The 16671-nt window shown below is 69.9% G+C and carries 20 protein-coding genes; 9 read left to right on the plus strand and 11 right to left on the minus strand.

Features of this window, described 5'->3' with window-relative positions:
• Positions 1-27: 27 nt before the first annotated feature.
• On the plus strand, positions 28-960 hold the full coding sequence (locus tag KVA01_RS04925; RefSeq protein ID WP_068467712.1) for a LysR family transcriptional regulator: 933 nt from the start codon (positions 28-30) through the stop codon (positions 958-960).
• Here KVA01_RS04925 and KVA01_RS04930 read toward each other — a convergent pair.
• The 5 genes from KVA01_RS04930 to KVA01_RS12890 all read right to left on the minus strand — a co-directional run bounded on the left by KVA01_RS04930 (position 947) and on the right by KVA01_RS12890 (position 3567).
• On the minus strand, positions 947-1630 hold the full coding sequence (locus KVA01_RS04930) for a TrmH family RNA methyltransferase (protein WP_082810223.1): 684 nt from the start codon (positions 1628-1630) through the stop codon (positions 947-949). The genes KVA01_RS04925 and KVA01_RS04930 overlap by 14 nt on opposite strands.
• A complete protein-coding gene (gene pyrE, locus KVA01_RS04935; protein WP_068467707.1) occupies positions 1623-2204 on the minus strand; it encodes an orotate phosphoribosyltransferase in 582 nt (193 codons plus the stop codon). The genes KVA01_RS04930 and pyrE overlap by 8 nt, the downstream gene beginning before the upstream one ends.
• 30 nt (positions 2205-2234) lie before the next feature.
• Complete coding sequence (locus KVA01_RS04940; protein WP_068467706.1) at positions 2235-2858, minus strand: thymidine kinase; 624 nt, start codon at positions 2856-2858, stop codon at positions 2235-2237.
• A gap of 6 nt (positions 2859-2864) precedes the next feature.
• Positions 2865-3044, minus strand: a complete 180-nt coding sequence (locus tag KVA01_RS12885; RefSeq protein WP_231860558.1) for a hypothetical protein — start codon at positions 3042-3044, stop codon at positions 2865-2867.
• A gap of 94 nt (positions 3045-3138) precedes the next feature.
• Complete coding sequence (locus KVA01_RS12890; protein ID WP_233438763.1) at positions 3139-3567, minus strand: hypothetical protein; 429 nt, start codon at positions 3565-3567, stop codon at positions 3139-3141.
• 140 nt (positions 3568-3707) lie between these two features.
• Here KVA01_RS12890 and KVA01_RS04950 point away from each other — a divergent pair, with 140 nt between their 5' ends.
• Positions 3708-4628 (plus strand): NADP-dependent oxidoreductase, encoded by a 921-nt coding sequence (locus KVA01_RS04950; protein ID WP_170221123.1) that lies wholly within the window; start codon positions 3708-3710, stop codon positions 4626-4628.
• A gap of 206 nt (positions 4629-4834) precedes the next feature.
• Here the strand turns inward: KVA01_RS04950 and KVA01_RS04955 are convergent, their stop codons facing one another.
• The gene (locus KVA01_RS04955) at positions 4835-5593 is read right to left on the minus strand and encodes an SDR family NAD(P)-dependent oxidoreductase (protein WP_068467702.1); all 759 of its coding nucleotides are present in this window, start codon (positions 5591-5593) and stop codon (positions 4835-4837) included.
• A gap of 278 nt (positions 5594-5871) precedes the next feature.
• Between KVA01_RS04955 and KVA01_RS04960 the strand changes: the two genes are divergently transcribed.
• Entirely contained in the window at positions 5872-7836 is a 1965-nt protein-coding gene (locus KVA01_RS04960) for an AMP-binding protein (RefSeq protein WP_141269159.1), read from the plus strand.
• Positions 7837-7964: 128 nt separating this feature from the next.
• Positions 7965-8984, plus strand: a complete 1020-nt coding sequence (locus KVA01_RS04965; RefSeq protein WP_068467698.1) for an LLM class flavin-dependent oxidoreductase — start codon at positions 7965-7967, stop codon at positions 8982-8984.
• Between the two features lie 354 nt (positions 8985-9338).
• On the opposite strand, the gene KVA01_RS04970 is transcribed toward KVA01_RS04965, so the two are convergent.
• Entirely contained in the window at positions 9339-9887 is a 549-nt protein-coding gene (locus tag KVA01_RS04970; protein WP_141269161.1) for a hypothetical protein, read from the minus strand.
• Between the two features lie 157 nt (positions 9888-10044).
• Between KVA01_RS04970 and KVA01_RS04975 the strand changes: the two genes are divergently transcribed.
• Both KVA01_RS04975 and KVA01_RS04980 read left to right on the plus strand, forming a co-directional pair.
• The gene (locus tag KVA01_RS04975) at positions 10045-10584 is read left to right on the plus strand and encodes a VOC family protein (RefSeq protein ID WP_141269163.1); all 540 of its coding nucleotides are present in this window, start codon (positions 10045-10047) and stop codon (positions 10582-10584) included.
• Positions 10574-11371: a MerR family transcriptional regulator gene (locus KVA01_RS04980; RefSeq protein ID WP_218023597.1), complete on the plus strand. Its 798-nt coding sequence runs from the start codon at positions 10574-10576 to the stop codon at positions 11369-11371. Before KVA01_RS04975 ends, KVA01_RS04980 begins: the two co-directional genes overlap by 11 nt.
• Positions 11372-11579: 208 nt before the next feature.
• Here KVA01_RS04980 and KVA01_RS04985 read toward each other — a convergent pair whose 3' ends face one another.
• The gene (locus KVA01_RS04985) at positions 11580-12044 is read right to left on the minus strand and encodes a GNAT family N-acetyltransferase (RefSeq protein WP_233438764.1); all 465 of its coding nucleotides are present in this window, start codon (positions 12042-12044) and stop codon (positions 11580-11582) included.
• A 142-nt stretch (positions 12045-12186) separates the two neighbouring features.
• On the opposite strand from KVA01_RS04985, the gene KVA01_RS04990 reads away from it, so the two are divergent.
• Positions 12187-12552, plus strand: a complete 366-nt coding sequence (locus KVA01_RS04990; RefSeq protein ID WP_068467688.1) for an SdpI family protein — start codon at positions 12187-12189, stop codon at positions 12550-12552.
• A gap of 273 nt (positions 12553-12825) precedes the next feature.
• Here the strand turns inward: KVA01_RS04990 and KVA01_RS04995 are convergent, their stop codons facing one another.
• On the minus strand, positions 12826-13479 hold the full coding sequence (locus tag KVA01_RS04995; protein WP_231860556.1) for a hypothetical protein: 654 nt from the start codon (positions 13477-13479) through the stop codon (positions 12826-12828).
• The gene (locus tag KVA01_RS05000; protein ID WP_068467685.1) at positions 13445-13738 is read right to left on the minus strand and encodes a putative quinol monooxygenase; all 294 of its coding nucleotides are present in this window, start codon (positions 13736-13738) and stop codon (positions 13445-13447) included. Before KVA01_RS05000 ends, KVA01_RS04995 begins: the two co-directional genes overlap by 35 nt.
• 164 nt (positions 13739-13902) lie before the next feature.
• On the opposite strand from KVA01_RS05000, the gene KVA01_RS05005 reads away from it, so the two are divergent.
• Together KVA01_RS05005 and KVA01_RS05010 are read left to right on the plus strand one after the other, a co-directional pair.
• Complete coding sequence (locus KVA01_RS05005; protein WP_141269169.1) at positions 13903-14880, plus strand: ABC transporter ATP-binding protein; 978 nt, start codon at positions 13903-13905, stop codon at positions 14878-14880.
• Entirely contained in the window at positions 14877-15686 is an 810-nt protein-coding gene (locus tag KVA01_RS05010) for a hypothetical protein (RefSeq protein ID WP_141269172.1), read from the plus strand. The genes KVA01_RS05005 and KVA01_RS05010 overlap by 4 nt, the downstream gene beginning before the upstream one ends.
• Here the strand turns inward: KVA01_RS05010 and KVA01_RS05015 are convergent.
• Entirely contained in the window at positions 15667-16614 is a 948-nt protein-coding gene (locus KVA01_RS05015) for an Abi family protein (protein ID WP_141269174.1), read from the minus strand. The two genes, KVA01_RS05010 and KVA01_RS05015, sit on opposite strands and share 20 nt — an antisense overlap.
• Positions 16615-16671: the final 57 nt, after the last annotated feature.

Here is a 16671-nt window from a genome sequence, read left to right on the forward strand (position 1 = left end):
CCCCCCCCCCCCCGAAGGAGGTACGCTGTGCTCAACGTGGAACGGCTCAGGATCCTGGCCGAGCTCAGCCGTCGCGGCACGCTGCGCGCCGTGGCCGAGGCCCTGTCCTTCAGCACCTCCGCGGTCTCCCAGCAGCTGCGGCAGCTGGAGAAGGACGTGGGCGTGCCGCTCGTGGAACGCGTGGGCCGCGGCCTGGTGCTGACCCCGCAGGGGGAGCTGCTGGCTGCCCGCGCGCACGTGATCCTCGCGGAGGTGGAGCGCGCCGAGGCGGACGTGGTGGCCTCCACGGGCGAGCCCCGCGGAACCGTCACGGTGGCCGGGTTCCAGTCCGCTGCGATAACCCTGGTGCCCGCCACGGTGGACGACGTCGCGCGGCACCACCCGGGGGTCGACGTCGTGTTCCGACTGGGCGAACCGGCCGAGACGCTGCCCGCCCTGCCCGGGGCGGAGGTCGACGTCGCCCTCGTGGAGAGCTACCCCGGGGCCACCCTCGCCCCGGTGCCGGGGGTCACCACGCTGCCGCTCCTGGAGGACCCGCTGTGGCTGGCCCTCTCCCCCGGTCGGCTGGCCGCTCTGGACACCGACCAGGACCCGGTGGCGCAGCTCTCCGGCGCCGGGTGGGCCGTGGAACCGGAGGGCACCGCGCCGCACGCCTGGCTCGTGGAGCTGTGCCGCCGCCGGGGGTTCGACCCGCACCCGGTGTGCGTCTCGGAGGACCTCGCGGTGCAGCTGGCGTTCGTGGCGAGCGGGCACGCCGTCGCCGTGCTCCCCGGGCTGACCTTGGCCTCCGCGCCGCCGGAGGTGGTGACGCTGCCCCTGGGGGATCCCGCCCCGAGTCGCACGGTCACCGCCGCGTGGCGGGAGAACGCCGGCAACCGCCGTGCCGCGCGGGCCGTCCTGGAGTCGCTGCAGCGGGTCGCCCGCGATCTCGCCCCGCCGGGCCAGCTCAGCCGGCCGTGACCCGCTGACCGAAGACGTGCCGTCGGATCCAGGCGTGCATCGTCACCGCGGCGGCGGCTCCGGCGTTGATGGAACGCGTGGAGCCGAACTGCTCGATCGCCAGCACGGCGTCCGCCTGGGCGACCAGCTCTTCCGAGACACCCGGGCCCTCCTGCCCGAAGACCAGCACGCAGTGCTCGGGCAGGTCGAAGGTCTCGATCAGCTGCGAGCCGGGGACGTTGTCGATCGCGAGCACCGCCAGGCCCTCGCCGCGGGCCCAGTCCATGAACTCTGCGACGCCCGCGTGGTGGCGCACGTGCTGGTAGCGGTCCGTGACCATGGCCCCGCGGCGGTTCCAGCGGCGGCGTCCGATGATGTGCACCTCCCGCGCCAGGAACGCGTTCGCGGTGCGGACCACGGAGCCGATGTTGAAGTCGTGCTCCCAGTTCTCCACGGCCACGTGGAACGCGTGCCGCCGGGAGTCCAGGTCCGCGATGATCGCGTCCATGCGCCAGTAGCGGTACCGGTCCGCCACGTTGCGACGGTCGCCCTCGCGCAGCAGCTCGGGGTCCCAGTGCTCCCCGGCCGGCCAGTCACCGTGCCAGGGGCCCACGCCGACCACACGGTCCTGCGGAACAGTTGCGGCGGCGTCGTCGTCCTGCCGAGGCCCGGACGCCTCCGGCTCAGTCAAGCCCCAGCTCGTCCTTGGAGTAGGCGTACAGACATGGGATGCCCGCGGTCTCCTCGATGCGCTCCTTGGCACCGGTGCGGCGGTCCACGATCACGGCCACGGCCACGACGTTCGCGCCCGCCTTCTGCAGCGCCTCCACGGCGGTCAGGGCGGAACCACCCGTGGTGGAGGTGTCCTCGACGACCACCACGTTGCGGCCCACCACGCTGGGGCCCTCCACCTGACGCCCCATGCCGTAGGACTTCTGAGCCTTGCGCACCACAAAGGTGTCGACGGCGCGGCCCTGGTCCCCGGCCGTGCGCATGATCGCGTTGCCCACCGGGTCCGCACCCATGGTGAGCCCACCGGCGGCGTCGAACGCGATCCCGGCCCCGTCCAGCAGACCGAGCATGACCTGACCCACGTACCGGGAGGCCTCGTGGTGCAGGGTCACGCGGCGTAGGTCCACGTAGTAGTCCGCTTCGATGCCGCTGGCCAGCGTGACCTTGCCCCGCACCACGGCGAGGTCCTTGATCAGTTCGCGCAGGCGCTCACGGGCGGTGGCCAGGTCCACGGGAGAGAAGTCGGTGCTCATACGGGCAGTTTACGTGTCGGGGCTAACCCCTCAGCCCAGCCTGCCGCCGGATTCTCGCAGGTAGCACGCCGCGCACAGGGACTCGTAGGTGACGGTCACGCCGTCGATGGCCACCTGGTCCCCCTCGAACACGAAGTCGTCGCCCACCTTCCGCGTGTTGAACAGGGCCTTGCGTCCGCAGCGGCAGATGGTCTTGAGCTCCTCCAAGGTGTGGGCGAGCTCCATGAGCCGCTCGGAGCCGGGGAAAGAACGGGTACGGAAGTCGGTGCGGATGCCGTAGGCCATCACGGGCACGTCCAGCAGCACGGCGATCCGTAGCAGGTCGTCCACCTGCCCGGTCTCCAGGAACTGCGCCTCGTCCACCAGCAGGCACGCCACGGGCTGGGCGTCCACGTGCTCGAGCAGGGCCTCCGGGTCATCGCCGGTGGAGTGGCGCTTGAACAGGCCCATGGCGCTCTCGCCGGGCTGGATCAGGAAGTCCACCGTGCGGGTGACACCCAGCCGGGAGAGGATCTGGTCCTCGCCCTTGGTGTCCACGTGGGGTTTGGCGAGCAGCACGCGCTGCCCGCGTTCCTCGTAGTTGTAGGCGGCCTGGAGCAGCGCCGTGGATTTCCCGGAGTTCATCGCGCCGTAGCGGAAGTAGAGCTTGGCCACGGTCGGTCAGTCTATCGCCGCCCGCAGCCACGCCTTCGACGGGCGCGGCCAGCGCTGCACGCGGCCGTCCTCGGAGGTGGCCTCGACCGCGTACTCGATCTCACCCGAGGCCGGGCCCTGCGGCAGGTGGGCCGTGTACTCGCCGTTCAGCGCGGTCTCCCGCATGGGCGCGCGGCAGTGCAGCACGTTCCGGTCCCGCCAGCCGGCGGGGCCCGTGTTGCGGGGGGGGGCGCACCGCGTGGGGCTCCTTGTCGAAGGAGAACGTGTACCCCCGGATCTCCTAACCCGGCATGGCCGTGCGCCACTGCCCCAGGGCGGTCTCGTCCTCGGGGATGCCGCAGCGCGGCACGTAGACCACCTTGTTGAGCACCACCGAGTTCACGTACGGCGCCAGCCCACCGTGAGGGCTGATGCCGGTGTCCATGTGCAGGATCTCGAAGGGCCGCCCCCAGCGGGTGAGCAGCGGTTCCAGGTGCTCCGTGACGATCGCGCCGTACCGCTCCCGCAGCGGGTGGTCGGCGGGCGGGCGGGCGCAGCACCAGCAGCCGCTCCTCGTCCGAGGCCTTGAGCAGGCACCCCACAGGGTCCCGGAGACCCACGGCCACAGGACCAGGAAGACGGCCACGCCGCGCGAGTTCGCCCAGGCCACCCACGTGAGACCGCCGTGGGCGCCGTGCAGCGCGACGACGCCGATCGTCTCGACCCCCACGACCCCCGGCGGGGCGAGACGGCCTGCACCGGGTAGCCGCGGTCCGTGATCTCCTCGGGGTTGGACTGGACGCCATGTCGCACGTGCTGCGGCATGGAATAAGGTCCCCGCCCTGGGCTGTTGAGACAGGCATGACCACAATGAAGGCGCAGACATATCAGCAGTACGGCGACACCTCCGTGCTGGAGCTCACCGACCAGCCCATGCCCAAGGTGGGCCCCGGCGAGGTCTTGGTGAAGGTCAAGGCCGCGGGCATCAACCCGGTGGACTGGAAGGTCATGTCCGGCGGGCTGGATTCCATGATGACCGTCCAGTTCCCGGCGGCCCCCGGCTGGGACGTCGCGGGCGTCGTCGTGGGCAAGGGCTTCGACACCCCCAGCGTCTCCGAGGGCGATGAGGTGATCGCCTACGCCCGCAAGGACTGGATCCACGGCGGTACGTTTGCCCAGTACGTCTCGGTCCCGGTGCGCGCACTTGCCCCCAAACCGAAGAGTCTTTCCTGGGAACAGGCCGGAGGGCTGCCGCTCGCCGGACTCACCGCGTACCAGGTGCTCACCCGACTTGGTGTCGCGGAGGGCAAGACCGTGCTTATCCATGCGGCCTCCGGTGGTGTGGGGAGCATGGGCGTGCAGATTGCCAAGGCGTTCGGCGCGCGGGTAATCGGCACCGCATCGACCAAGAACCACGACTACGTGCGTGAGCTCGGCGCGGAGCCCGTGGAATACGGGGACGGCCTCGTGGAGCGCGTCAAGGAGCTCGCCCCGAACGGGGTGGACATCGTCGTGGACTTCGTGGGCGGCGTGGTGGAGGACTCCGTCGCCGTGCTCGCGGACGGCGGCCAGCACGCCTCCATCGCGGAGCCCGAGGTGGAGGAGCACGGCGGGCACTACATGTGGGTCTCTCCGGACGCAGAGCAGCTCACCGAGCTCGGTCGCCTGGCCGACGACGGCAAGCTCACCGTCCGAGTGGACCGCACCTTCCCGCTCGCGCAGCTGCCGGACGCATTCACCGCCAGCCAGGAGGGCCACGCCGTGGGCAAGATCGTGCTCACGGTCGACTGATCCGCGGAACGCCCCGGGGGCGTCTCGACCTCAGCGGGGCGACTCCCGGGGCCTTTCGCGCAGGCCGGGGCCACGGAGCTCTGACCACATCACGACGATGCCTCGTCACGGGTGGACCGTGACGAGGCATCGTCATGTGCGGGGCCGTGCGGTGTCGTCGCCCGTGGCTGCGTGGCCGGGACGGGACAGGCGCGCGGCAGCGAGGATCAGCGCGGCGCCATGCGCAGGGCGCCGTCCATGCGGATGGTCTCCCCGTTGAGGTAGTCGTGCTCCACGATCATCCCCGCGAGCTGGGCGTACTCGTCCGGGCGGGCCAGGCGGTGCGGGAAGGGGACGGACTCCGCCAAGGCGCTGCGGAACTCCTCGCTCACCCGACCGAGCATGGGGGTGTCCACGATCCCGGGGGCGATCGTCATCACGCGCACCCCGCGGGAGGACAGGTCACGCGCCGCGGCGATCGTCATCGAATGCACACCGCCCTTGGACGCGGCGTACGCGGCCTGGCCGATCTGTCCCTCGAAGGCAGCCACGGAGGCGGTGTTGATGATGACGCCGCGTTGACCGGCCTCGTCCACGGGGTCCTGCGCGGTCATGACCTCCGCGGCGAGCGCGAGGACCGTGAACGTGCCCACCAGGTTGATCCGCACCACGCGCTCGAACAACGCGATGTCGTGTACGCCGTTCTTGCCCACCACGCGCGCGGAGGTCCCGATGCCCGCGCAGTTGACCACGGTGCGCAACGGCGCCACGTCCGCGGCGGTGGCCACGGCGGCCCGCACCTGCTCCTCGTCGGTGACGTCCGCGGACACGTACTGCACGCCATCGACCGGCGCGGCGGCGTGCACGACCTGCGGCAGATCCAGGCCGATCACGCGCGCCCCACGCGCCACGAGTTCCGCGGCCGTGGCCGCCCCCAGCCCGGAGGCCGCACCCGTGACGACCGCCGTCGAGTCCCTGATGTCCATGTCCGCTCCGTTCCCCGCCTCGTGGGCGGTCCAGCACGCTGTTGATGACGCCGTTCGTCGCTTTCTCCGCCCGATCGTACGGCTCCGGTGCGCGCAGGTCGACGGGCCCCATGAGCCGGCAAGCCCCGGTCAGCGCGCGACCAGCGACGACGCCCCGGTGCGGTGCAGTAAATTTAAGGAACCAGCCACCCCCGGTTCGAGGCGCGAGCACCACAGGCGCGCCGGGCCGCCCTCCCGTGGACGGGCCGGGGATCCGCACACGTCGCAGCGAGGATCCCATGAGCGAGACCACCGCCTCAGAACACTCCGTCACGCAGCGGTTGCGCGCCGCACGGGACCAGCTGCTGCGCCTACGCACCGACCTGGACGCCGCACACCGCGAGTTCGAGTGGCCCCGGTTCGAGTATTTCAACTTCGCCCTGGACTGGTTCGACGTCCTGGGCAACGGCGAGGAAGCGGACCGCGAGGCCCTCGTGATCGTGGAGGAGGACGGCACCGAGACCCGCCGCACGTACGCGCAGCTGTCCCGGCGCTCGTCGCAGCTGGCCACGTGGTTGCGCTCGCGGGGCGTGCGCCGCGGTGACCGGGTCATCCTCATGCTCGGCAACCAGGTGGAGCTGTGGGAGACCATGCTCGCGTGCACCAAGCTGGGCGCACCCATGATCCCCACGACCGTGATGCTCGGGCCCGCCGATCTGCAGGACCGCGTGGAGCGCGGCCGGGCGGCCTGGGTGGTCACGTCCCACACGAACGCCCTGAAGTTCGAGGACGTCCCCGGGGACTTCACGATCATCGAGGTTCCCGATCAGCCCGATCACCGTCCCCGTTCCGCGCCGTCGGTCTTCGCGTCCTCCGCTGGGCACGACGACGCCGCGCCGTCGCCCGCTGCTGCCGGCGACGACGCTGCGGGAGCGCCGGAAGCCGGGACTGCGGCGTCGTCGGGCGGGGGTGAAGAACCGAGCCTGCGGAAGATCGGGGAGCACCCCGTGATCGACTACCGGGACTCCTTCGCGGGTCCCGAGGAGTTCGAGGTGACCGAGCCCTCGCCCGCGGATGACCCGCTGCTGTTGTACTTCACCTCCGGGACCACGTCCCTGCCAAAACTCGTGGAGCACACCAACGTCACGTACCCCGTGGGGCATTTGTCCACGATGTACTGGATCGGGCTGGAACCCGGGGACGTGCACCTGAACGTGGCGTCGCCGGGGTGGGGCAAGCACGCGTGGTCCAACTTCTACGCACCGTTCATCGCGGGTGCCACCGTGTTCCTCTACAACTACTCGCGCTTCGACGCCGTGGCACTCATGGACCAGATGGACCGCGAGGGCGTGACGTCCTTCTGCGCACCGCCCACCGTGTGGCGCATGCTCATCCAGTCGGACCTGACCCATCTGAAGAACCCGCCGCGCAAGACGGTGTCCGCGGGTGAACCACTGAATCCGGAGATCATCGCGCGGGTCAAGGCCGCGTGGGGCACCGAGATCCGTGACGGGTACGGTCAGACCGAGTCCTCACTGCAGATCGCCAACACCCCCGGGATGCCCGTGAAACCCGGGGCCATGGGCCGTGCGCTACCCGGGTACGAGACCGTGCTGATCGACACCACGACCGGTGAGGTGAGCGAGACCGAGGGCGAACTGTGCTTGCGTCTGGACCCGCGTCCCGTGAGCCTGACACCCGGCTACCACGGGGACGCCGCGAAGACCGATGAGGCGTTCCGGGACGGCGTCTACCACACCGGGGACGTGGTCTCGCGGGACGAGAACGGGGTCTTCACCTACGTGGGCCGCGCGGACGACGTCTTCAAAGCCTCCGACTACCGGCTCTCTCCCTTCGAGCTGGAATCCGTGGTGATCGAACACCCCGCGGTCGTGGAGGTGGCAGTGGTGCCTTCGCCGGATCCCATCCGCCTGGCCGTTCCCAAGGCGTACGTGGTGCTCGCCGCGGGTCACGAGCCCACCGCCGAGACCGCGGAGAGCATCCTGCACCACTGCCGGGTCAACCTCGCGGCGTACAAGCGCATCCGTCGACTCGAGTTCGCGGAGCTGCCCAAGACCATCTCCGGCAAGATCCGCCGGGTCGAGCTGCGGGACCGGGAGGCGGTGCTGCATCCGGACGCAGTGGATTCCGGTTCCAGCCCTGCGGCGGGTTCCGCTTCCTCGCCCGACGACGACGCCGCGGCCCGCGCGAGTGCCTCCGTCGAGTACGCGGACACGGACTTTCCCTCCTTGCGTCATCAATAATTTCTGCGGGAATAACATGGGGCCGTCAACGCTTGTGACGGGTGAACAGCTTCCGAGAGGCGCCGGCACCCATGCCGGGGTCCCCGGATCCTTCGAGTCCTTCAAGTCCTTCGAGAAAGAGCGGTGACATGAAGAAGATCGGCTTCCTGTCCTTCGGGCACTGGACCCCCAGTCCGCACTCGGCCGTGCGCACCGGTTCCGACGCCCTGCTGCAGAGCATCGACCTCGCGGTCGCGGCCGAGGAGCTCGGCGCGGACGGCGCGTACTTCCGCGTGCACCACTTCGCGAACCAGCTGGGCGCACCCTTCCCGCTGCTGTCCGCGATCGGTGCGAAGACGTCGCGGATCGAGATCGGCACCGGCGTGATCGACATGCGCTACGTCAACCCGCAGGCGTTCGTGGAGGACGCCGGGGCGGCGGACCTGATCTCCGGCGGCAGGCTGCAGCTCGGCATCTCCCGGGGATCCCCCGAGCAGGTGATCGACGGCTGGCGGTACTTCGGCATGGAGCCCGCCGAGGGTGAGACCGAGGCGGACATGGCCCGCCGCCACACTCTCAAGACGCTGGAGCTGCTGGAGGGCACGGGCTTTGCCCAGCCGAACCCGCGCCCCATGTTCCCCAACCCTCCGGGGCTGCTGCGCCTGGAACCCCACTCCGAGGGGCTCCGGGACCGCATGTGGTGGGGAGCGGCGTCGGACGCCACCGCCCGGTGGTCCGCGGAGCTCGGGATGAACCTCATGAGCTCCACCCTGAAGACCGACGAGTCCGGCGAGCCGCTCCACGTGCAGCAGGCCAAGCAGATCCGCGTGTTCCGCGAGGCCTGGGCGCAGGCCGGGCACACGCACGAGCCGCGCGTGTCCGTGTCCCGGAGCATCTTCGCGCTCGTCAACGACACCGACCGCGCGTACTTCGGCATCAACCGGGAGAACTCGGACCAGGTGGGGGTCATCGACAACACCCGTTCCGTGTTCGGCCGCAGCTACGCGGCGGAGCCCGACCGGCTGGTGGAGGAGCTCGCGCAGGACGAGGCGATCGCGGAGGCGGACACCCTGCTCCTGACCGTCCCCAACCAGCTGGGCGTCGAGTACAACGCGCACGTCATCGAGTCGATCCTCACCCACGTGGCGCCGGAGCTGGGCTGGCGCTGACGGTCTGGCGTGCGGCGTCGGGCGCTGGTCTGGTCCGGCAGCTACGCCGACGCCCCGCGGTGACATCTGAGGTGTAGAAGTGCCCGCGGGACGTGCTGTCCCGCGGGCACTTCTACGCCCAGGAGTTCGGGGCTCGGCGGGAGCCGCCGGAGCTGGGCTGCCGGCCAGCCGCACCTCGCCGGGGCCGACGCCGCGGCGTCGGCCGTGCGCATGGCACTCCTGGGCGGTAGCGCTCCCGGACGTTGACATCTCCGGGTGGCCGTGTTTCCCACCGGCAGTGTCGCCGGTCTCCGGAGGGTGCGGGCTGCGATGTTCTCAGCGTGCGGTGTTCCGAGGACCCGTTGCCGTCAGGTCTCAGCGCACGCGGTTCAGCTCCCGCAGCAGGGCTTCCCCGTCCGCGACGTCGAAGAAGGCCACGGGCGAGGGCCGACCGGGCGAGAAGATCTCCATGCCGCTGTTGAGTTGGGCGGTCTGGAGGCCCGCCCCGCCGAAGACGACCTCCACGTGCACGCCGTCCCGGTTCTTCCGCACCTGCGCGGGCTCGTCCTTCACGCGGACGTCCGAGACCCTCCGGTCCCCCTCCACCACGATGGCGCGGGTGTCCGTGAGGCCGTAGACCGTGCGCCGTTTGCGACGAGCCTTGACGATGAACCGTCCGAAGACGAGGTACAACAGGCCCATCGCCACGAAGAGCAGCCCGAAAAGAGGAGACCACCAGCGAGGGCCAGCGTCCGTGGACACCCGCCACGTCCACCACACGGCGAACGCGCACCACAGGATGCTGAAGGGCACGAAGAACGCGTCGAACGGCATGAAGTGCACGCGCGGATCGGGCTGCCCCGACCACAGAAGCTTCTCGCCGGGACGCAGATGGGGTTGCAGCCGCTGCTGGGGATTCTCCACAGGGGCAGTATGACACCGGCCACACCCCCCTGACGTCTGAGGCGCGAAATGCCCGCCCCGAGGCGGTATTGGCGGGCATTTCACGCCTCAGATGTCCGAGCTCCTGGTGTGGAACGCCCTTGACCCTCACGCAACGTGAGGCAGGACAGTCACCGTCATGAGCACTCACTTCGATTCCTTCGACATCAGCCCCGTTCCCGCTCCGGCATGGGACGCGGCGGCGCCCGAGAACTTCCGCGGCATCTACGGCATGCCGTCCTTCGTCACCGTCACCACCTCGGACATGGCCGCATCCGTGACCTTCTGGACCGGGGTGCTCGGGTTCTTCTCACTGTTCGAGATCCCCGGGCGGCTGGTGCATCTCCGCCGCTGGGCCTTCCAGGACGTCCTCCTCGTCCCCGGCACGCCGCCGCAGGAGGGAGCGTCCTCCCCGGCGGTGAACTTCGCGTGCGTGCAGGCCCAGATCGAACAGGTCAGCGCCGCGTGTGAAGGTTTCGACGGCGTCGTCGTGTCCGGCCCGCGGGACACGCCCTGGAACAGTCGCGAGGTCGAGGTCCTCACCCCGGAAGGCATCCGGGTGGTCTTCACCGCGGCCAAGCCGTACGACCCCGCGACCCAGGAGGCCGCCAATTTGAGGGCCGTGGGCATCACTGCCCCGGCACACGGCGTCGAGGACAATGAGGCCCATGGCCGATGACCGGATGCCGTTGACCGTGGGGCAGGCAGCAGAGCGACTGGGCGTCACTGTGCGGACGCTGCACCACTGGGATGCCGAGGGCGTGGCGTGCCCCTCCGAGCGGTCCGGCACCGGGTACCGCCTCTACACCGGCGCGGATCTGGAGCGCTTGGAGCGAGTGGTGATCTACCGCGAGCTGGGGCTGGGGCTCGACGCCGTCCGCGCCCTGCTCGACGATCCCACCGTGGACGCCGTCGCCGCGCTGCGCGAGCAGAACGCGCAGCTGGAGGCGCGCATCCGACACTTGCGTGACCTCCACGGAAGCGTGCAGCGCATGATCGAGGCGCACGAACGCGGGATCCTCATGCCCCCAGAGCAGCAGAAGCGCGTCTTCGGCACCGGGTGGGATCCGTCGTGGCCGGCCCAGGCGCGGGCCCGCTGGGGTGACACCCCGCAGTGGCGGCAGTACGCCGAACGAGCAGCTTCCCGAAGCCCCTCCGAGTGGTCGGGTCTCTCGCAGGAGAGCCGCGAGCTCGACGACGCCTTGGCACGTGCCGTGCGCGAAGGCACCCTTCCCGGCAACCCCCGCGCGAACGATCTCGTGGAACGCCACCGCGCGCTGTTAAGCCAGTACTTCCCGCTCACCCGGCAGATGCAGGTCTGCCTGGGTCGTCTCTACGAGTCCGACCCCGGATTCGCCGGGCACTACGACTCGCAGCAGCCCGGACTGGCCTCATGGTTCCACGAGTCCATCGACGCCAATGCCCGGGCCCACGGAGTCGATCCCGACACGGCGGAGTGGGAATGAGGGCACGGGCCCGCCACACGCCGCCGCTCCAAAAACCTGCCCCACCGAGCGCTGACATCTGAGACGCGACATGACCGTGGAGCTGCACTTTTCGCGGGCATTTCCGCGCTCAGATGTTCGAAGCTGCAGGCAAGACCCTGGGTCGGGGCAGCGGCCGCAACGGTAGACAGCAACCAGGATCGCGATCAGGCAAGTGTCCCCACCCACCTCACCTCGCCATCCACCACATGCTCGGTGGGGTCCATCCCCAGGCCGCACGCCACCCGCTGCGAGGCGGCGTGACCCGGATGAATGTGCGCCATGACCTGCGTGACACCACGATCACGAAGCTCCCCGGCGAGGAGGTTCGCCGCGCGACTCGCGTATCCGCCCCCCCCTGCCACGGAAGACCGATAACCCAGGCGATCTCGGTGGGTGAGCCATCCCCAGGAACGGTGGCCTGGACGTACCCCACGGGCCGCTGCTCCGGGCCGGCAAGCACAATGCCGTTGAACCACTGCTCGGTTCCATCGGCGGACCGTCCGCGCGTCTGCACGGCGTACTGCCGTTGCAGGTCCGAAACGCTCGGAGGCTCCCCGCCCGTGTACCGGTACAGCTCCGCCCCGGCCGGGACCTCCGCCATGTCATGAGCGTCATCCACGCGCAGGGGTCGCAGCGTGATCACCGTGGTCATGGACTTGAACGTACATTCCGTCGCCCGCTTCGGACAGCGTCTGCGCACAGCCGAAAGCCAACGGTCGCCCCCGGCACTGGATCGGCCGTTGAGCTGCACGAGTGGGTCGACCTCACGACCCCTTGGGGATACCGTTCACAGCATGGACGAATCCAGCATCGGCGCTCTTATCGGCATCGTGTCGTCGCTCATGGTGGTCGCCATCCTGTACGGGGTCACCCGGGCGGGGGCCACCGGCGGGATGGGTCGCAACGGCGCCGTCGGCATCCGCACCCGGGCCACGAAGCGCAGCGACGACGCCTGGCAGGCCGGGCACGCCGCCGCCCTTCCGGTGGTCAGGGTCCTGTGCCTGGCCCTGCTCGTCCTCGACCTGGTGTGCCTGGCGCTGGTCTTCCTGGGGCCGAGTGCCCTCCGACCGTGGCTCGGGCTGATCCCCGCGGCGGGAATCGTCGTGGCGGCGGTCGTCACGAGCCGCGCGGCGGCAAAGGGCGCCGACGCCGCCCAGTGACATCTGGGGCGCACAATGACTGCCCGGCAGCACTTTTCGTGGGCATTTCTGGGCTCAGACGTCAGTGGAGCGGAGCCACACGGCCGCACAGGGTGCTGACGCCGCACGCTGACATCTGAGGTGTAGAAGTGCCCGCCCCGCGGCACGTCTGGCGGGCACTTCTACACCTCAGAGTGCGGAGAGGCCAGGAGGCGCAGGCGAGGCGGGGCAGACGAGGGCGGGGCGGCGTCGTCGTGACCCCGTGACCCCGGACGGCGCCGGGGCGCCGCACCCTCAGCCCGCGATCAGCGCGTAGATGCCGCCCAGGAAGAACACCCCGTACCCGGACCCCGCCACCAGCTGCGGCCACGTGTGGGCGCGCAGCACGTGGCGGCTCACGCACACCGCCACCGCGACCGGCACGAACAGCAGACCCCACGGCCCCCACGCCACGGGCAGGATCACCGCGGTGCCGCCCATCATCATCCCGTGCACCGAGATCTTCCACCACGGGCTCACGAGGGCGACGACGGCGCTCGCCGCCAGCGTCGCGGTGAGCAGGCCGGTGATCTCCACGGGGCCGTCGAAGGCGAGGGTCACCGCGAGGAACGCCGCGACCAGCAGGAACGTTCCGACCATGACCGGGCGGCGGTGCTCCTTGACGCTCACGTGGTGGTCGGTGAGAACCCCGCGGCGGGAGAGGACGGTGACCGTGGCGAGCGAGACCCCGCACACGGACAGCGCCGCCGCGACGCCCCACAGCAACGCGGTGGATGTGCCGTGCGCCGTCCACGGGATCACGACCAGCAGCACCGCCAGGACCACGGGCGCCTGGAAGACCTCGCTGAGGAGGACCGCCCACGCGGGAGACGGGCGCGCCGTCGAGGCGCTCTCCCCCGTCGTGGGCGGCGCGTCAGAAGTCGAGGGTCTCGTACGTCTCGTGCTCATTGCTCTCCAGCGCGGGGATCGCCTGGCCCACGCCCCAGCGGGTGAAGTGCTCGGAGCCCACGTGGGCCTTGAAGGCGTCCTTGTCCGTGTAGACCTCGAAGATCCGGAACACGGCGGGCTCGTCCGGGCTCTGGTACGCCTGGTAGTAGAGGTTCCCGGGCTCCTGGCGGGCCTCCGGGGAGAGCTTCGCGAGCGCGTCGCGCACCGTCCCCTCCTCGCCGGGCTTCGCGGTCCAGGTGGCGCTGCAGACGAAGGCCATGGAGTGTCCTCTCTCGACGTCGACGCCGGACGGTCACCGGCCCGGCTCATGCTACCGATTCGGGGTGGGTGGGCATCTCCGGCCAGCGCCACCGGCACCCGCGGGACGCGCCCGCATCCGCCACCTCCGCCGCCCCGCTCCCTCCACCCCGCAGGATGGAGGGCATGATTCGGATCGAGCACCTGACCAAGCGCTACGGCGGGTTCACCGCGGTGGACGACATCTCCTTCGTGGCGCAGCCCGGGCGGGTCACCGGGTTCCTGGGTCCCAACGGGGCGGGGAAGTCCACCGCGTTGCGGATGCTCACCCACCTCACACCCGCCACGTCCGGGAGCGCACTGGTGCTGGGGCGCCGCTACGAGGACCTCCCCAATCCGAGCCGCCACGTGGGCGTGATGCTCGACGCCGCCGCGCAGCACCCCGGGCGCACCGGCCGGGAGGTGCTGCAGCTGGCGGCCATGGTCACCGGGATGGGCCGGTCCCGCGTGGACGAGATGCTGGACCTCGTGGGCCTCGAACGCTCCGAGGCCTCCCGCCGTGTGAAGAACTACTCGCTGGGCATGCGTCAGCGTCTCGGACTGGCGGGTGCGCTCATGGGCCGCCCGCAGATCCTGATCCTGGACGAGCCCGCCAACGGCCTGGACCCCGCGGGCATCCGCTGGATGCGGGGGCTGCTGCGGGACTTCGCGGACCAGGGCGGCACCGTGCTGCTGAGCTCGCACCTGCTGCACGAGGTGGAACTCGTCGCGGACGACCTCGTGATGATCGGCCACGGCCGCATCGTCGCGCAGGGACGCCTGGCGGACCTGCTCACCACGCGCCCGGGATGCGTGGCCGACGCCGAGGACCGGACGGCGTTCGCGGACGCGCTGCGCGCCGTCGGCATCGCCTTCACCGGGCGAGCGGACGGCGCCGCGGAGATCGAGGCCGACGCCGCCCGCGTGGGTCGCGTGGCGCTCGACGCCGGTGTGCCGCTCACCCTGCTGCGCCCCGCGGACGGCACCCGCCTGGAGGACATGTTCCTGCAGCTCACCGCGGACACCGCCCGCGGCGGGCCCGGTGAGAACGCCCTAGGCCAGAACGCCCCCGAGCAGGATGCGACCGCCCGGACGGCACCCGCCCGAGAGGAGACCCGCGCATGAGCACCACGTCGAACGTCACCGCCCCGAACACCGCAGCGCCCTGGCAGGAACCCGAGCCGGACGGCCGTGGTCTTCCTTTCCTGACCCTGCTGCGCGTGGAGCTGCGCAAGCAGGTGGACACCCGCGCCGGCCGCGGGATACTGGTCGCCATTGGCGTGCTCACGGCGCTCGTGCTGGGGCTTACCACGTGGATGACCCGTGAAGAGGGCGCCGAGCTCCCCGGGCTCTTCGTCCTGACGATGACGCCGCAGGGGTTGCTGCTGCCCGTGCTGGGGATCATCACGGCCTGCAACGAGTGGAGTCAGCGCACCGCGCTGATCACGTTCACGCAGGAACCCCGCCGACTCCGTGTAGTGCTCGCCAAAATCATCGCGGCGCTGGTCCTGGGAACGGTTGCCTTCGCGGCGGCGTGGGTCCTGGCACTGCTCGCGCATCTGATCTCTGCCGGCCTCTCCGGCAACCCCGTGAGCATCGATCTCAATCCCGGGCAGCTGGCAGGCCAGTGGCTCACCCAGATGCTCGCGCTCCTGCAAGGTGTGGCGTTCGGGCTGGCGCTGCTGTCCGTGCCCCTGGCAATCGTCGGCTACTTCGTCCTGCCCACCCTGTACTCGGCAGTCGCTCTGGTGGTGCCTGCCCTGCGCGATCTCGGCGCGTGGGGGAACATGGCCGCGGCCTCCTCCCCTCTCATGGAGGGCGTGGACCTCACCGCCACCCAGTGGGCCCAGCTGGGGACGTCCTCGCTGCTGTGGATAGGTGTGCCCCTGCTCATCGGCGTCTGGCGGGTGCTCACCCGCGAGGTGAAGTAGCCTCTCCGAGCTTCCATCCCGGTGACCAGAGCACGTGCTGCTCCCACGAGACCGGCATCTTCATCATGGCCGGGCTCACCGTACGCATCTGCGGAAAGTCCAGGAGCACAGACCGGAGCTCCATCAGACGGTCATGGGTGCCACGTGCGCGCAGGAGGTACGCCATGACGGCCAGGACACCATAGATCCGGTCCACTGTTCCCCGGGCGTGATCAAGCAGAGGGTCACTTCTGCGATGACTCAGCTGAGGCTTCATCCCGATGGACCGGTTCCACAGTCGGCCGTGATGAGCCACGACGTTGCGAATGATGTTCAATGACTTTAACCATGAGTGGAATTCGTCGGCCCGTGCCCCGTAGCGCTCCGCGATGTCACGCCGGACCGCAAACGGTGCAAGTTCGAAGAGAGTCACTAGCTGACCCATCTGCATGATCTCGGTGGCCACCCACACGGGCATGAGCCCGTCATAACGTTGCAGGAAGTGTTGGACGACATCTTCCTTCGAGCGCACTTGCAAACTCTCCAGAGATCTGCGGAACTGATCGAATTTTCGTGCCACAACTCGCTGGTCCAGCACATCAGGATTCACATGGGCGAAGGGATCCAACCGGCCGAGCTCATGCCCCACAGAGACACGGAGCTGAATCTCGAGTGCGCTCAGGCATGCCCACACCGACTCCCGAAGTCTCGTGTCGAAGTTGTAGAGGGCGAGGACATCGCGGAAAGTCGTGCCCTCGAAGAAGTGATCGCCCCGCGACACCCCGTTTGGGCCGATCTGCCGGAAGGGATACCAGTAGCCACTGAGCCCGTAGTAGCCGAGCTGCGCCAGATCGTCCAGATGCTCGTCGACATCCGGCATTCCCCGGGCGCGGAGGAGTTCTGCTTGTTCGGGGAAAGACAGCCAGGGCTTGGCATCCGCAGCGGGCATCGCTGTCCTCCGTAGATACGAGGACCGGCCCTGACCTGTAGAACAGGCGGGCCGGTC

This window comes from Kocuria varians (genome assembly GCF_006539885.1).
Taxonomy (GTDB): domain Bacteria; phylum Actinomycetota; class Actinomycetes; order Actinomycetales; family Micrococcaceae; genus Kocuria; species Kocuria varians.

Excerpts from the sequence above, each read along its gene's own strand:
- pyrE (WP_068467707.1), bottom strand. The coding sequence starts at position 2,204 with ATGAGCACCGACTTCTCTCCCGTGGACCTGGCCACCGCCCGTGAGCGC.
- KVA01_RS04950 (WP_170221123.1), top strand. The coding sequence starts at position 3,708 with ATGAAGGCGCAGACATATCAGCAGTACGGCGACACCTCCGTGCTGGAG.
- KVA01_RS04955 (WP_068467702.1), bottom strand. The coding sequence starts at position 5,593 with ATGGACATCAGGGACTCGACGGCGGTCGTCACGGGTGCGGCCTCCGGG.
- KVA01_RS04960 (WP_141269159.1), top strand. The coding sequence starts at position 5,872 with ATGAGCGAGACCACCGCCTCAGAACACTCCGTCACGCAGCGGTTGCGC.
- KVA01_RS04965 (WP_068467698.1), top strand. The coding sequence starts at position 7,965 with ATGAAGAAGATCGGCTTCCTGTCCTTCGGGCACTGGACCCCCAGTCCG.
- KVA01_RS04975 (WP_141269163.1), top strand. The coding sequence starts at position 10,045 with ATGAGCACTCACTTCGATTCCTTCGACATCAGCCCCGTTCCCGCTCCG.
- KVA01_RS04980 (WP_218023597.1), top strand. The coding sequence starts at position 10,574 with ATGGCCGATGACCGGATGCCGTTGACCGTGGGGCAGGCAGCAGAGCGA.
- KVA01_RS04985 (WP_233438764.1), bottom strand. The coding sequence starts at position 12,044 with ATGACCACGGTGATCACGCTGCGACCCCTGCGCGTGGATGACGCTCAT.
- KVA01_RS04990 (WP_068467688.1), top strand. The coding sequence starts at position 12,187 with ATGGACGAATCCAGCATCGGCGCTCTTATCGGCATCGTGTCGTCGCTC.
- KVA01_RS04995 (WP_231860556.1), bottom strand. The coding sequence starts at position 13,479 with ATGAGCACGAGACGTACGAGACCCTCGACTTCTGACGCGCCGCCCACG.
- KVA01_RS05000 (WP_068467685.1), bottom strand. The coding sequence starts at position 13,738 with ATGGCCTTCGTCTGCAGCGCCACCTGGACCGCGAAGCCCGGCGAGGAG.
- KVA01_RS05005 (WP_141269169.1), top strand. The coding sequence starts at position 13,903 with ATGATTCGGATCGAGCACCTGACCAAGCGCTACGGCGGGTTCACCGCG.
- KVA01_RS05010 (WP_141269172.1), top strand. The coding sequence starts at position 14,877 with ATGAGCACCACGTCGAACGTCACCGCCCCGAACACCGCAGCGCCCTGG.
- KVA01_RS05015 (WP_141269174.1), bottom strand. The coding sequence starts at position 16,614 with ATGCCCGCTGCGGATGCCAAGCCCTGGCTGTCTTTCCCCGAACAAGCA.